Genomic DNA, 14,467 nt, shown 5'->3' with positions numbered 1-14,467 from the left:
GCCGTAGTTGCCGGGGCCGGTCGCCCGGTTGAACTCGTCGTACGCCGCCGGGCCGCGCGCGGGGATGGTCGCTCCGGCGTCGGGGCCGACCTCGCCCCAGTACAGGGTGTTGTTCGCCTTCTTGTCGACCCAGACGCGGTACGGGTTGCGTACACCCATCACATAGACCTCGGGGCGGGTGCCCGCGGTGCCCTTGGCGAAGAGGTTGCCGTCGGGGACGGTGTACGTGCCGTTGTCCTCCGGATGGATACGGTTGATCTTGCCGCGCAGATCGTTCGCGTTGCCCGACGTGCGGGGTGCTCTTGGGCGAGTAGAACAGCATCACCCAGCCGGTGGTGGCGAACTTCGGGTGCGGGGTGATGCCGATGAGTCCGTCCTCGAAGCGCGCGTCCAGCGGGATGGTCAGCGCGACCGTCGTGGACCTGGTGGCCGGGTTGTAGAGCCGGACCTGGCCGCCGGCGGCGCTGGTGCCGCGGTTGATGTAGAGGACCTTGCCGTCGGGCAGTACGGCGAGCTCGATCGGCTCGCCCATGCCGAGACCGCCGTCGAGCTTGACCTTCTCGAAGCCGCTGGTGGGCGGCGGGGCTGCGGCTTTCCGGTCCTTCGCTTCGGCCCCTGTGGCGGCGGGTCTCTGCCCGGCCTCCGGGTCGGCCGCCACGGCACTGGGCGCGAGCAGAAGTGCGGTCAGGGTTAACAGGGCGGTGAGGTGGGCGACAGCGCGCGACAACACGGAACCTCCAGGGGCCGTTCGCGGGTGTGGGGGCGCCCCGACGGCCCGGGGCGCGACAGAGGTGCTGTCACGCCCCAGGTCGTCCGGGCGGGTCGATCGTGTGGTGACCGCTTACTGAGTGGTGCCGTACACGGCCAGGTCCCAGAGGGAGTAGCCGTACTGCGTCGCTCGTGTGGTGCCGTGGACCCGTACGTACCGTCCGGTGCCGCTCACGGCGATGTCGTCGAGACCGCCGTCACCCGCCGTGACCGTGCTGACGGTGCGCCAGGTGACGTTGTCCGTCGACGTCTGGACCGTGTACGCGGAGGCGTGGGCGGTCTCCCAGTTGAGCCGGACCCGCTGGAGCGTATGGACGCCGCCGAGGTCGACGGTGATCGACTGCGGGTCGGCGTACGCGCTGCCCCAGCGGGTGGCGGAGTCGCCGTCCACCGCGTTGGCGCCCACGTGGGTGCTGCCGGGCTCGACGCTGGTGACTGTGACGGGTTTGCCCCGCGCGAGATCGGTGGCCGGCGCGCCGTCCTGCTTGATACGGACGTTGCGGTAGTTGATGTCCAGGCCCGCGCCGTCGTTCTGGAGACCTATGTGGCCCAGCGCGATGTCACGGTTGCTGGTGTAGTCGTTGATCTTCACGCCGTTGAGCCAGATCTCGACGTGCCGGCCGTGCACCGCGATCTCGTAACTGTTCCAGGTCCCGGGCGGGTTGAGCGCCGCCGCCCGCGCCGCCGTGTCGGGAGCCTGGAAGCTGTAGACGCTCCCGGTGGTAGGGGTCGGGTCGCCGTCGGAGGCGTCGATCTGGATCTCGTGGCCGAGGTCGACCGGCTTCCAGGGGTCGCCCTGCGGGTCGGGGAAGCCGATGAAGACACCACCGTTGTCGTCGCCCGGCATCATCCAGTCGGCCTTGAGCGAGTAGTTGGCGAACGGGGTCACCGGATACCAGAGCAGGCCCATGCCGCCGACCGAGGAGAGCGTGCCGTCGGCGAGGCTGAAACTGCCGGCGCCCGCCTGCCGCCACTTGTCGAGGCTGGCCTGGCTGCCGTCGAACAGCGGCGTGTAGCCGGTCTCCGGGCGGCAGTCGGCGGCCTTGGCGCGGGCGGCGGTCTGGATGCCGCCGAGGAGCATGGTGGTGAAGGCGGGGTCCGCGTACGACTCGTCGGTGTGGCCGAGGCCGGTGTACCAGGAGCGGCCGCCCCGGTAGTCCTGGCACCAGGTGATCGGATGGTCGCCCATGGTGCCGCCGGAGTACGAGGTCTCGTCCAGGCCGGCGAGCACCTTCACCGCCGAGCGCGGGTTGGCGCGGTAGTTGTACCACTCGTCGGTACGGGTCCAGCGCTGCGGCAGATGCGAGGTGGAGACGGACGCGCGGTCCTCGACCTTGACGGTGGCCTGCTGGGTGGCGGGGTGGGAGGCGAAGTACGCGCCGACGAGGCCGCCGTACCAGGGCCAGTCGTACTCGGTGTCGGCCGCGGCGTGCACGCCGACGTAACCGCCGCCGTTCGCGACGTACGACTCGAAGGCGCTCTGCTGCGCGGAGTTGAGCACGTCGCCGGTGGTGGAGAGCCAGACCACCGCCTGGTACTGCGCGAGGTTGGCGGCGGTGAACGCGCCGGCGTCCTCCGTGGCGGTGACGGTGAACCCGTTGGCCGTACCGAGCCGTTGGACCGCGGCGATCCCGGCCGGAATGGACGAGTGCCGGAATCCGGCGGTCTTGGAGAAGACCAGGACCTTGGTGAGGGGGGCGGCGGGAGCGGGGGCGGGGGCCGCGGCCGGGAGCTTGGCGTTGGCCGCGGCCGGGCCGCCGGCCGAGGCGGGCGCAGCCTCGGCGGGCGGGGCCTGCGGTACGGCGACGAGCGACATGGCCGCCAGGACGAGCGCGATCAGGGCGCGGGACACAGTGCGCACTATCCGGTCCTCTCTCGGGGCGCGCGAGGGCGCTGGCTGAGCGAAGCGGTGATTGGCGACGAGGCGGCGGCATCGTCAGGCGTAGTGAACATCGGAGGTCTAGGGGGGTCAAGGGTCGGCGCTGAACTATCCGAAGATTAGTTTTCCTCCATGACAAAATGTCCCCCTTGAACGCTCCTCGGCCTCTCCCCTGGCAAGGACAGCCCTCAACACCGGTGCGGGGTACGGGAATCGGCCAGCGCGAATGATCGGATCTTCGCGCGGTGGAGGGTCATGGCCGGCCTTGACCGAACATGCGCCCCGTTCAGCGGAGGTCGAGGACGGGACGGACACCGAACTCGTCGCTCATGTCCTCGCCCTCGGGGCCGTTGATGAATTCGGCCATACCGGGGTTGCGGTTGGCGGTCGCCAGGGGCAGCCAGCTGACGAAGGCGCCGTAGCCACCGCAGACCGCCTCGCCGCCGTCACCGCCGTAGACCGATCCCGGATCGGACGTCACCTCCGACTCGTAGACGTCCCGGGCTATGTGCAGCCCGAAACCATTCGGCCGGTGCCGGAGGTCGGCCGGGCGGTCGCGGTCACCTTCGGCCGCGCTGTCCTCGCCGAACGGGTAAAGGTCGAGCGGGCAGGCGGACCCCCAGCGGAACAGCGTCTCCGCGCCCGCCCCGCAGGCGTGTTCCCACTCATCCGGACCGGGCAGCCGCAGACCACGCTCCGCGAGGGATTCCGCGACGGATCCGCCCTCCTCGGGCAGTTCCTCCGGCTCCACCGCCATCAGCACGGTCGGCACCGTGACCGAACGCCTCGGGGTGAGATACCGCGCGAGATGGTCGACAAGGTCGTCGTCGAAACCGAACCCACCGGCCAGACTCTCGGTCCGGTACGAGTCGAGCTGTTCCGGCAATGGCCGCCAGCCGTCCAGGTCGAACCCCACCCGCACCTCGCCGCCGGGTATCAGGGCGAACCGCTGCCCCTCGCGCTCGATCACCGCGCGATACAGAGAACCGCCCAGGTGGGCGCTGCCGTCGAAGTCGACAAGTCGCCCGTCCACCCGCTGTACGGCTTCTCGCGCGTGGTGGTGCGCGGCGTCCCTGTCCAGGGCGCGCCAGCGGTCGAAAGTCAGGTCGGCGAGAGACATGATGAAGATTCTGGCACCTGCCACTGACAACCCCGCGGTCGGTGGTTGGTCCATGGTTGGTCCGTGGTGGCAGGCGGGTCGGTGGCTCGGCTGAGGGTCCTTCGATTGTCAGTGGTCGGTGTCACTATGAGTGACATGGAGATCTTGGGGTGGGGACCTTTCCTGGAGCGGTGGAACGCGGAGTGGGCAGCCGCGCCGAGTACGAGGGAGGAAGCGGAGGAGGACGGGGAAGAGGGCCGGTTCGAAGAGACGGTCGAGGCGGGGCTCGGATTCCCGCCGTTGGACGAGGAGCGGATCACCGGGCTGGAGCGGCGGCTCGGTGCCACGCTGCCGCCGTCGTACCGCTCGTTTCTGGCGGTGTCCGACGGCTGGCGGCGAGCAGGGGGCGGGATCTATCTGCTGGGGACGAGCGAGGGGGTCCGCTGGCACAGGGATCACTTCGGCTTCCAGGAGAGCTACGAGAAATCCCTGACCACGCACTCCTCGGCCCAGGAGGTCCTGGTGGCGGGGATGTGGAGCAGGGCCCTTCAGCTCTCCGTCGACTCGGACATGACCGATGTCCTGCTCGACCCCGGCGATGTGAACGACGACGGGGAATGGGCGCTCTATATCTACCGGGGCTACTCGGGCGAGTATCCGGACAGGTACGAGTCGTTCGGCGCGTTCATGCGGGAGAAGTACGTGGAGTTCCACGGCGACAACGGCGCTCACCCCGGCTTCGTCAATGACACGACACGTGCACTCGACGCGTCCTTGGAGCGGGCGCGCATGGCATGTCTTTCCGGGGAGGACGTCGACCGGCAGGTGGAGACGCTGGCCGAAACGATGAGACACGGCAGACCGCGCGCCCGGAAGCTGTATGTCCAGCTGACGTCGATGCTCGGCCGCAGCGAGTACTACCGAGCGGCGGGCCGGCTCGAAGACCCGCTGGTCGGGAAGGAGTTCACGCCGCTGGCCGCGCTGGAGGACGTCCGGAGCGGGAATGACGGGGACTGGTTCCTGAGGACGCTCGAAGAGGGCGACCGGGCGGGGGGCGCGGAGCTGCTGGAGCGGATCCGTGAGCGGAGTTACGCGTACGAGTCGCCGGGCCTGTTCGGCGAGGCGGTCGTCGCGGCGCGTGAGCAGGCGCGCTGGGGTGACACCGACGGTGCCTGGCGCACGATGGAGGCGGCGCTGGCCGAATGGGAGCCGTACGAGGACGATCACCTCGCCCCGATAGGGCTGCTCGCCGATCCGATCCTCGGGCCGCTCGTGACGCCGGAGCGCGGGCGACGGATCCTGTCGACACCACGGGGCGCGGGGCGGGCGGCGCACGCCGGGCTGGTGGGTCCTCCCCTCGAAGAGACGGTGCCTGACGGGCTCGCGTGGCTGGCCGATCCGGCGCGGCGTCAGCACTCGTACCGTTTCGTGCTCGCCGAGGGGCTCTCTCCGCGGGAGCTGGCAGAACGGCTGGGCGGCGATTCGCTGTTGCCCCCGCACAACCAGGCGGAGACCCGCCCTTGGCACGGAATGGCGCGGGAGGCGCCCGAGCGGGTCGGCTTCTGCGGGGCGGAGGGCCCCGAGGGGAGCGGCGGCCGCTGGAGCTTCGCGTTCAGGGACGGCACGGAGACGTTCCAGCCGAAGCGCGCAAGTCCGATGGGAGAGAAGGCTTCACGGGGCGGCGGCCGGTCGGTGCTGGTGTGGTGCGAGATTCAGGGCGAGACGTCCGAGGCGTTCCCGGACACCTTTCACTTCTCCTACTGCGAGGACGGCCAGGAGCGCTATGGCTTCACCGCGCGCGGCGGGGTGACGGACCGGAGGGGGGACGTTCCGGAGGCGCTCGATCCGCGCCTCTTCTTCCCCGAGGGCGAGGAGGAGGGCGAGGACCGGCGGGCGGGCGAGCGGCGCATACTCACCGCTGTCGCGGACACCTTCGGACTCTCGCTGCCGCGCTTCGCGATCCAGCACGGGCGGTTGCACGCGGTCATGACCGGGCCGTGGATCAGGCCGCCGGGTCCGGGCGAGCAACGGCTGGTATTCGTACGACACCGGACTCCGGCGCCACGGAGCGAACAGTGACACGTATCGAGGCCGAAGTCATCGGGACCGAGCGGCTGCTGCTGGTGCCGCAACGGGTGGAGCACGCACAGGAGATGGCCGTGGTGCTGTCCGACCCGGGGCTGCACCGCTTCATCGGGGGTGAGCCGGCGACCGCCGAGGAGTTGACCTCGCGCTGCGCGCGCATGGCCGCCGGCCCCTCCGATCCCGCTGTCTCCTGGTGCAACTGGGTCATCCGGCTCCGGGAGGATGAAGAGGACGGCGACCAGGGGCAGTTGGCGGGAACGGTCCAGGCGACGATCGGCCCGGCCGGCCCCGGGACCGAACCATGGCTCGTCGCGGACATCGCCTGGGTCGTGGGTACCGCCATGCAGGGCCGGGGCATCGCCACCGAGGCGGCACGCGGGCTGGTGGGCTGGCTCGAACGACGCACGACGGTGCGCGAGATCGCGGCTTACGTCCACCCCGACCACGCGGCATCGAACGCCGTCGCCCGCAACGCCGGTCTGGAGCCCACCGACGAGTGGCACGACGGCGAGGTGAGATGGCTGCGCGGCCTCCTCCGGCCTCGGGGAACATCGGCACAGCGGACAACGCCAAGCCGGTGATCATGCGGCGCTTCCCCGAGGCGACCGCCCTGGTCGAGACCTGCGCGGTCTCCAGCTCCCTCGGTCACGACCTGGTCGGCCAGGCCCACCGGGAAGGCTCTCTCGACCCCGGCTTCACCGGCGAGGACCTGTTCTGCCTGCTCTGGATGGCCGGCACCGCCAACCGCGAGGCGTCCGCGCCGCCCGGATGGCGTCGCGTCCTCATCCGCGCCCTGGACTCCGCCTGGACCGGCCGAGCGGCAAAGGCCCCCGCTGCCTGAGCCGTCGGCAGTGTTGGCGTCGAGCGCGACAGAGACGGCAGGGCACCCGCCCCTGCCGTCTGATCGGCGGGGGCGGGTGCCCTGCTGTGTCGCTGTACTCGGTCTTCTCGGTTTCTCGGTCTTGTCGGCCGTCAGCGGCCGTAGCGGATCAGTGCGCGCACCATGCGGCACGTCGTGTCCGACGGCGGGTGGATGCCTATCAGCGCCGCCGTCGAACGGATCCTCCGGTTGTTCGCGTTCGACGGGTGATACACGCCTGAGTCGAGCAGGGCGATGGCGAGGCGCATGGCCTTCAGACGGCGGTTGTGGGTCTCGTACCACTCACGGGGCTGTCCCGCGGGCAGTGGCTTGCGCTGCACGGACTTGGCGGCTGGCTGTGTGATGTCGAAGAGCTTCGTCGTGATAGTGGCAACGGCCATCAGCGACCTCCCGGCACAGTGGTGGAACCCTCACGAACACTTACAATTCTACCGCCCTCCACTGACAATCGCCCCTGGCCAGACGGGGTTTGAGGGGAAGCGGGAGCCCTCGGCCCAGATATCCCGGGGACAGGGTCCGACCGCTCCTGTACAGTCCGGCGCACTACGTATCGCGAGGAGGTGGAGCCCGATGTGCCGCAACCGAACTTTCCGGGCCCTCCTGGCCGTCGCGTCCGTCTGACCCGCGCGCCAGGAGACGTCCGTACCCACGGACAGATTCTCTGAGCGAAGGAAGACATGACCACCGAGCAGTTCCGGATCTCCGTATCCGACGAGGTACTCGAAGACCTGCGTGACCGGCTGAGGCGCACGCTCTTCACCACGGCGTCCGACAGCACCTTCTGGCGGTCGGGAACCGACCCCGGCCATCTGCGCGAGCTCGTCGCCCACTGGGCGGACGGGTTCGACTGGCGGCGGGCCGAGACCGCCCTCAACACCTACGACCACCGCGTCGCCGAAGTCGCGGGCCGACAGGTGCACTTCGTCCATGTTCCGGGCAGGCGGGCCGAGGGAGCGCCCGCGCCGTTGCCCCTGATCATGACGCACGGCTGGCCCAGCAGCTTCGTGGAGATGCTGAAGGCGGCGGAGCGGCTGGCCGATCCGGCGGCGTACGGCGGGGACCCGGCCGACGCGTTCGACGTGATCGTCCCGTCGCTGCCCGGTTTCCTCTACTCGGCGCTGCCCGACGGGCCGTTCACCCGCAGGCGCGTGGCCGAGGTCTGGCACGAGCTGATGACCGGGACCCTCGGGTACGCGCGGTACGGCGCCTTCGGCGGCGACATCGGCGGCGGGGTCACACAGTGGATCGGCGCCCTGTACCCCGACCACGTCGCCGGAATCCACCTCACCTCCGCCGTGATCGGGACGGATTTCGAGGAGCACCCCGCGACACCGGAGGAACAGGCGTACCTCGACCATCTCAGCGCCTACGACACCGGCGACCAGGGCTACAGCGAGATCATGTGCACCCGGCCCGACACGATCGCGGCGGCGCTGGCGGACTCCCCCGCCGGGCTGCTGGCCTGGATCATCGACAAGTACCGCGACTGGAGCGACTGCGACGGCGATCTGGAGAGCCGCTGGGACAAGGACACACTGCTGACGGTCGCCACGCTGTACTGGGCGACCGGCAGCATCGGATCGTCCTTCCGGCAGTACTACGACTACCCGCTCAACAAGCCGGTCCCGACGATCCAGGTGCCGGCGGCCGTCACCCTGAGCAATGAGCCCGCGTTCAAGGGACTGCCCCGCAGCATCACCGAACGGCTCTGCGTCGACCTGCGGCACTGGAACACGCCGGAACGCGGCGGCCACTTCATGGCCCACGAGGAGCCGGAGCAGGTGGCGGACGAACTGCGGGTGTTCTTCCGGCCGTTGAGGTCCGGGGGCTGACGCGGACCCGAGGCGGGCGGGGGTGCGGGCCGGACAGGCCGACACCCGTCCGCCCGCCTTCGGGTTGGGGAACTCTGCCCGGGGTTACGGAAGTTGGTGGCGGGGCGGTTGAGCAGTACGGGCCCGGCGCCCGTACGTAACGGCACACGGAACCCATCCGGCCGCCCCCGCGGCCGGGGACAGGAGCCCCCACGTGTCGCGCAAGAAGTCGTTCAGCCCGAAGAAGAAGATCGCCCTGCTCGTCGGCGCGGCCGCGCTGGTGGGAGGTACTGCGGTGGCCATGACCGGCACCAGCCAGGCCTCGGTGGAGTGCGACGGGCTGAACACCGCCCTCGGCAACAACCAGCGTTTCATCGACGGCCAGCGGGCCGCTCCGGACGCCCTCTCCGAGGCGCGGATCGCCAACCGGCAGGACGTGATCGAGGAGATCAAGCGGAAGCAGGCGGCGTCCGGGTGCGAGGTGGGCGCGAGCGACACGGGCGCGGCACCTCCGGCGCCGCCGGCCGGTGACGAGGGCGCGGGCGAAGAGGCAGGCGCGGGCGCCGGTGAAGACGCGGGCGCCGGCGCGGGCCAGGCCGGTCAGGTCGGTGAGGTCGTCTGTGCCGGATCGACCGTCACGCTGTCCGGCGAGGCGGGTGCCCCGGCGGCGTCGAGCAACGAGTTCCCGGTCGGCACGACGCTCAAGGTGACCAACCTCGACAACAACAAGTCCACCACCGTGCAGGTCACCGCGCCGTCGGGCAGCTGTGCGCTGCTCAACGACGCGGCGTTCGAACAGGTCCGTGAACCGGGCAAGTTCCTGATCCGCAACGCGCGGATCGAGCGCGTGGGCTGATCCCAACGCCGGTCGGGCCCCGGTCAGGGCCTGGTCAGAACCGGATCAGGCCCCGGTCAGCTGCTCCTCCGCCTCCGCGAGGATCTCCGTCAGCCGCAGGCCGAACCGCACGTCGCAGGCGTGCGGTTCGCCCGTGCGCGCCGCCGTGAGCAGGGCACTGATCGCGGTGCCGAAGATGTCCGCCGGGTCGCCCCAGCCCTGGGGAAGCACCGCCGTGCCGTGCTCGCCGCGCAGTTCGAGCCCCGCGCCCGCGCCCTTGGCGGGGGTGCTCAGGCTCAGTACCGCCGAACTGCTCACGCCCGACGTGTGCGTGAGCACCAGATGCGTGAGGTCGGGCTCGGTCCGTACCGCCGTCACGGCGGTCACATCGCCAAGTACCGGCAGCAGCGCGGAGAGCGCGTGGGGGCCGACGTCCCACAGGCCGCCCTTCTCGCGGCGCCAGGGCGAGTCCGCGTACGGGCTGTCGTTGCCCGCCCCGTACAGCGCGCCGAGCCAGTGGGCGCGCGCGGTGAACCATCCGCCCAGCGCCGCCTGTTCCTCGACCCACTTCGCGGTCTCGTCGGCGAATCGCAGCGTGCAGAAGACCAGCGAGGCGACGCCGGCGCGTTCGGCGGCGTCCGCCACGGCGCGCGCGCCGGGCACGGTCGTTGCGACCGGCTTGTCCATGAGGAGGTGGCAGCCGGCCGCCGCCGCGCGTGCCGCGAGCGGCGCCTGGACGTCCGGCGGCAGGGCGAAGGCGACCGCGTCGCTCGCGGCGAGCAGCGCGTCGAGCCCGTCCAGACCGCCCGCACCCGAACCGCCGTCTCCGTCTCCGTCACCGCCGCCCGCGTACGCCTTGGTGTCATGAGCGGCGGCGAGGGCCGCGGCGGCCTCGGGCCGCCTCCCCCAGACGCCGCTGAGCTCGGCGTCCGGGTGGGCGGCAATGGCGGGGGCGTGCGTGCGCTCGGCCCAGGGGCCGGTGCCGAGGAGTGCTATGCGTAGCTGACTCATATGGATCAGTGTGCCGCCCGCGCCCCGTGCCGCCCAGAGCGGACCGGGAATTGGGTGGCGCGGTACGGGACCCCCGGTGCTACGTTTCGACGGCCGGCCGCGGGCCTCCGGTGCGACTTCCGGGACTTGCCTCTGAAGCAATAATTTCGCTGTTCGCGCCCCCATGCCCCGGCCGGCTTCAGCATGTCCGAAGGACGTGGGCAACGGGGAGCACGGGGGAAAGCATGACGGAGACCTACTCCGATCTGATCGCGGCCGAGGACGTGCTGCTCTTCGTCAACGCCGCCGTCACCTCCACGGGGCAGCGCGAGTTCCGCTCCGAGGCGTATCAGCAGCGGCTCTCGCTCGACTTCCTCCACGAATACGTACGGGTCAACTACCGCACCGTGTACGCCGCTTCGCTCGCGCTCGACATCAACGACCACAACGCGGCGCGCGTCGTCGAGCAGTTGCTGCGCACCGCAGGCGAGGCGAGCGCGGACCAGAAGCGGACGGAGGGCCGGCTGATCGCCGCCCGGCTGGCGGTGCTGCCGCCGCAACGCGTCTACCGCCTCTTCCGCGCGCTGCGCGCCGCGAAGGTCGGCAACCGGCGCACCCGCGCGATCCTGCGCGACTGGCTGGCGGCGCGGCCGGACCTGGGGCACGACGCGGTGAAGTACCGCGCGGGGCTGAAGACCGCGGCCCGGCACTTCCATCTGCCGCTGGCGACCGCCACCGGAACCGCCCCGGCGGCGGGTGAGTTGGGCGACTTCCTCTTCAAGCCGGGCGTACGCCCGCGCTACGAGCACCGGTTGCTCGACGCGTACCGCCGGGCCCACTACGAGCAGGGCGCGATCTACGAACTGCCGTTCACCGTCGCCGAGGGATTCGCGGCGAAGCACGGCGTAGGGCGTTCGGCGTTCGTGGAGCGGATCGCGCCCCGGATGACCCGGCTGGAGCGGCTGCGCACGCAGCGCGAGGCGGGCGCGGACGCCGAGGGCGCGCCCGCTCGGACGGATCTCTCCGTCATGCCGCTGACCAGGCTCGCGCTGTACGTTCTGTCGCTGACGATCGACGAGCGGGTGCGCCGGCGCGCGGAACTGACGGACGCGCTGCGTACGGCGGCGCGCCGGGCCGCAGGGCCGTACGCAGGGACGTGGGGGCGGGTCGCCGCCGTACTGGACGACAGCTACTCGGCGTCCGGCTCCGGCGAGAAGCGCCGCCGTCCGCTCGCCGTCGCCCTCGGTGGGCACTTCCTGCTGGAGGCGCTCGCGGCGCCGGGGTCGTACGGCGCCTGGTGGACATCGGGGCGCACGGACCCGCTTCTCGTACGCCCCTACGGTCCGACGCCGCTGGGGGCGCGGGTCGTTGACGCGCTGGAGTACGCCCCCGAGCGGCTCGTCCTCGTCTCCGACGGCTGGGACAACGCGCCACCGGGGCTGGCGGGCGAGGTGCTGCGGGTGTGGCGTACGCGGCTGGACCGGGAGCGGCGGACGACGGTGGTCCATCTCAATCCGGTGTACGACGCGGACGGCTTCGACGTGCGCAGGCTGGCGGCGAGTGTGCCGACGGCGGGGATCCGGGACGCGGAGGACCTGCCGGCGCTGGTGGAGATCGCGCAGTTCGCGGAGGGGCGTACGGGACTGGCCGAGCTCCAGGCGTATCTGGACCGGCGGATCGAGAGCTTTCTGTACGAGTACGAGGGGGGAAAGGCGACATGACCGGGCTCGACTTCACCGGGCTGACCGCGCGCCCGGCGCAGGTGTGGGGCGGCGTCCGGCTGGTGCCGCTGGTGCGCGAGGAGCCGATGCCGGGGCTCCGGCTGCACCGGGAGGTGTACCACCGGTTCGGTGAGGTCCTGGTGTCGCCGGGCACGCGCTATGTGTCGTACATCCCGCACGGCCTCATCGCCGACTGGTCCGGGGGGAGTTCGGCGGCGAACGGGACGGAAGGCGGGCAGTCGGCCGCGTACGGGACGCAGTTGGACACCACGCGCCCCACGGCGATGGGCGTCGACCGGCACCACCGCATGATCAAGCGGCGCCCTCCGAAGAAGAAGGACGGGGCGGCGGGCGCCGTGGGGCGCTGCCGTTTCCTGCCGCTGCATCTGGCGATGGAAGGGTATCTGGCGCTGCATTTCGGCGGGCCGACGATCGCCTGGGAGGAGTGGTCGCGGGAGGCGGTGCGGCAGGGCCTCTCGCCGCGTTCCGAGTCCGCGTATCTGGGGCTCGGGGTGCCCGGACTGGCAGACGCGCTGCGGGTCTTCGAGATCCATCCGGGGCAGTGCGGGGTGATGGTGTACGTCGCGGACGCGCTCGCCGCGGCGTTCGTGGTACCGCACCCGGACGACTACCGCGCCCTGCATCCGACGCTGCTCCAGGACATGTACGGGGAGTTGATCTACCAGTACGGCCACTTCGGCGGCCCCGTACCGGACTTCGACGCGCGCCTCGGCGACGGGCGGTACATCACGACGCTCGCCGATCTGCGGGCGGCGGCGCGGGAGCGGGAGCGGGCGTGGAGCGAGTCGCACGACACGGTCATGGCGCGTGAACTGCTGGGCGAGTCGTACGCGTTCGAGCGTGTCTACCGGATGGGGGCCTTCGACATGTACCGCTTCCTGCCGCCGTTCCGTACCGGCTCCGACGAGCAGCACATCGGCGAGCTGATCACGGACCGCAAGGGCCGGACGGCGTACCTGAAGACGTTCCGGCTCTCTCCGGCGCAGAGCAGGCGGGGGCATCTGCTGAACAGCCTGGCCAACAACGACTGGCAGCTGGTGCGGACGGCGGACCAGTTGGGCACGACGCCGGAGGAAATCGTGCGCCGCATCCACGCGGCGGGCTTCGCGACGCTGCTGCGGTGACGTGACGCGCCGCGGGGGCCGGGCCGTAAGGCTGTGTTTTCGGTGTTGTCAGTGGGCTGTGCCAGAGTGCTGGCCATGCTGGCGATCAGGGTGCGAACAGAGAACTCGCAGGAATACGAGCGGATTTCGGCGGATCAGCTCGGTGTGTTGGTCGAGCGGATCGGGGATGCCGACGACTCGTTTCTGGTCGTGGACCGAATTCCCGATCTGCCGTGCGTCTTCATCCAGGTGGCGCGGGGTGCGGAGTGCTACTCGCTGGAGTACCGGGACGGGCGGGCCGGCCCGATGTTCGGCACCGAACTGGCGGACGCGGAGTCGGTGACCCGGATCATGGTGGCGTGGGCCCGCCAGGACGCCGGCTGGGACGCGGGCGTGGTCTGGGACCGGGTGGAGCTGCCGCCTGCCGAGCCGGTGCCCGAGCTGGACGAGGAGACGCGGCGAGAGGTCGAGGAGTACGTACGCGGACTGATACGTCGCGGCTACGACGGACGCGAGCAGCTCGCCGAGGACGCCGAGGAATGGCTGGTCGACGGCGACGAGCGCCCCGTCTCCGCCGCGCAGGCCCAGCAGATCGTGGACCGGCTGTGGCTGGAGCGCGTGGAGGAACAGGCCGGGTGGGAGGGCGAGACCGATCCGGAGCGGATCACGTCGGTGTTCGCGGGGCTGGACGCGGCCGGCATCGTGGCCCGCGAGAACTTCACCTGCTGCCGCGGCTGCGGCCTCGCGGAGATCGGCGCGGAGGCCGAGGACCCGGAGAGGGTGCGTGGCTTCGTCTTCTTCCACATGCAGGGCACGGAGTCGGTGGCGGCCGGGGGCGGGCTCTCGCTCTACTACGGAGGCTTCGACGGCTCGGAGGATACGACGACGGCGGTCGGGGACGAGGTCACGACGGCGCTGAAGGCCGCAGGCCTGTCGGTGAAGTGGGACGGTTCGCCGGGATCGGCGATAGACGTGACGAACCTGGACTGGCGGAAGCGGTTGGGGTGAACGGGGCCGGGTCGGCCCGCCGGCCCGGCTGAGCGCTGCCCAACCGGCTGAACGCCCACCAAAGGCACGGGCCCGACCAGGCTGCCCGTATCCGGCAGGCGGCCGGGCGGGGTCCGTCGGCCCCCGGGGTGTCCGTATCGAGGCTTGAGAGGGCCTCCTGTTGTGGGGCTGGGTCTGCTTCAATGAGGGCATGGCCAGCCTTCAGCACGACGCGTCGGGTCACTTCGACCTTGAGCCGTTCTGGCCGTCCCGGCAGCACCACGACTT

12 protein-coding genes and 2 pseudogenes are annotated in these 14,467 nt (G+C 70.9%); 8 read left to right on the top strand and 6 right to left on the bottom strand.

Annotation, left to right across the window (positions count from 1 at the left end; translation table 11 throughout):
• The 4 genes and pseudogenes from OIE74_RS28505 to OIE74_RS28495 form a co-directional block, all read right to left on the bottom strand.
• Nucleotides 1–276: pseudogene (locus OIE74_RS28505) on the bottom strand (PQQ-dependent sugar dehydrogenase); the annotation flags it as partial.
• An 82-nt stretch (nt 277–358) separates the two neighbouring features.
• Nucleotides 359–532 (bottom strand): annotated as a pseudogene (locus tag OIE74_RS38685) (hypothetical protein); the annotation flags it as partial.
• 309 nt (nt 533–841) lie between these two features.
• Nucleotides 842–2,584, bottom strand: coding sequence for a ThuA domain-containing protein (locus tag OIE74_RS28500; protein WP_329392472.1), 1,743 nt, complete (start codon nt 2,582–2,584; stop codon nt 842–844).
• A 349-nt stretch (nt 2,585–2,933) separates the two neighbouring features.
• Entirely contained in the window at nt 2,934–3,767 is an 834-nt protein-coding gene (locus tag OIE74_RS28495) for a hypothetical protein (RefSeq protein WP_329388592.1), read from the bottom strand.
• Nucleotides 3,768–3,902: 135 nt separating this feature from the next.
• Here OIE74_RS28495 and OIE74_RS28490 point away from each other — a divergent pair, with 135 nt between their 5' ends.
• The 3 genes from OIE74_RS28490 to OIE74_RS28480 are packed head-to-tail and all read left to right on the top strand — an operon-like array spanning nt 3,903 to nt 6,672.
• Nucleotides 3,903–5,825 carry an SMI1/KNR4 family protein gene (locus OIE74_RS28490; protein WP_329388590.1) on the top strand — a complete coding sequence of 641 codons (1,923 nt, stop codon included), beginning with the start codon at nt 3,903–3,905 and terminating at the stop codon, nt 5,823–5,825.
• Complete coding sequence (locus tag OIE74_RS28485; RefSeq protein WP_329388588.1) at nt 5,822–6,412, top strand: GNAT family N-acetyltransferase; 591 nt, start codon at nt 5,822–5,824, stop codon at nt 6,410–6,412. The genes OIE74_RS28490 and OIE74_RS28485 overlap by 4 nt, the downstream gene beginning before the upstream one ends.
• A 2-nt stretch (nt 6,413–6,414) precedes the next feature.
• On the top strand, nt 6,415–6,672 hold the full coding sequence (locus tag OIE74_RS28480; protein ID WP_329388586.1) for a hypothetical protein: 258 nt from the start codon (nt 6,415–6,417) through the stop codon (nt 6,670–6,672).
• Between the two features lie 131 nt (nt 6,673–6,803).
• Here the strand turns inward: OIE74_RS28480 and OIE74_RS28475 are convergent, their stop codons facing one another.
• The gene (locus OIE74_RS28475; protein ID WP_329388584.1) at nt 6,804–7,091 is read right to left on the bottom strand and encodes a hypothetical protein; all 288 of its coding nucleotides are present in this window, start codon (nt 7,089–7,091) and stop codon (nt 6,804–6,806) included.
• A gap of 297 nt (nt 7,092–7,388) precedes the next feature.
• Between OIE74_RS28475 and OIE74_RS28470 the strand changes: the two genes are divergently transcribed.
• Complete coding sequence (locus OIE74_RS28470; protein WP_329388582.1) at nt 7,389–8,543, top strand: epoxide hydrolase family protein; 1,155 nt, start codon at nt 7,389–7,391, stop codon at nt 8,541–8,543.
• Between the two features lie 193 nt (nt 8,544–8,736).
• On the top strand, nt 8,737–9,378 hold the full coding sequence (locus OIE74_RS28465) for a hypothetical protein (RefSeq protein WP_329388580.1): 642 nt from the start codon (nt 8,737–8,739) through the stop codon (nt 9,376–9,378).
• 45 nt (nt 9,379–9,423) lie between these two features.
• Here OIE74_RS28465 and OIE74_RS28460 read toward each other — a convergent pair whose 3' ends face one another.
• On the bottom strand, nt 9,424–10,368 hold the full coding sequence (locus OIE74_RS28460) for a Gfo/Idh/MocA family protein (protein ID WP_329388577.1): 945 nt from the start codon (nt 10,366–10,368) through the stop codon (nt 9,424–9,426).
• A gap of 224 nt (nt 10,369–10,592) precedes the next feature.
• Between OIE74_RS28460 and OIE74_RS28455 the strand changes: the two genes are divergently transcribed.
• The 3 genes from OIE74_RS28455 to OIE74_RS28445 all read left to right on the top strand — a co-directional run bounded on the left by OIE74_RS28455 (nt 10,593) and on the right by OIE74_RS28445 (nt 14,200).
• The gene (locus OIE74_RS28455) at nt 10,593–12,068 is read left to right on the top strand and encodes a hypothetical protein (RefSeq protein WP_329388575.1); all 1,476 of its coding nucleotides are present in this window, start codon (nt 10,593–10,595) and stop codon (nt 12,066–12,068) included.
• A complete protein-coding gene (locus OIE74_RS28450) occupies nt 12,065–13,213 on the top strand; it encodes an ARPP-2 domain-containing protein (RefSeq protein WP_329388573.1) in 1,149 nt (382 codons plus the stop codon). Before OIE74_RS28455 ends, OIE74_RS28450 begins: the two co-directional genes overlap by 4 nt.
• Before the next feature lie 75 nt (nt 13,214–13,288).
• Nucleotides 13,289–14,200 carry a DUF6891 domain-containing protein gene (locus tag OIE74_RS28445; RefSeq protein WP_329388572.1) on the top strand — a complete coding sequence of 304 codons (912 nt, stop codon included), beginning with the start codon at nt 13,289–13,291 and terminating at the stop codon, nt 14,198–14,200.
• Nucleotides 14,201–14,467 lie beyond the last annotated feature (267 nt).

This window comes from Streptomyces sp. NBC_01716 (assembly GCF_036248275.1).
In the GTDB taxonomy this organism is placed as follows: Bacteria; Actinomycetota; Actinomycetes; order Streptomycetales; family Streptomycetaceae; genus Streptomyces.
Note: the sequence above shows the minus strand (reverse complement) of the source record. Positions and strands in the feature narration are given on the sequence as shown.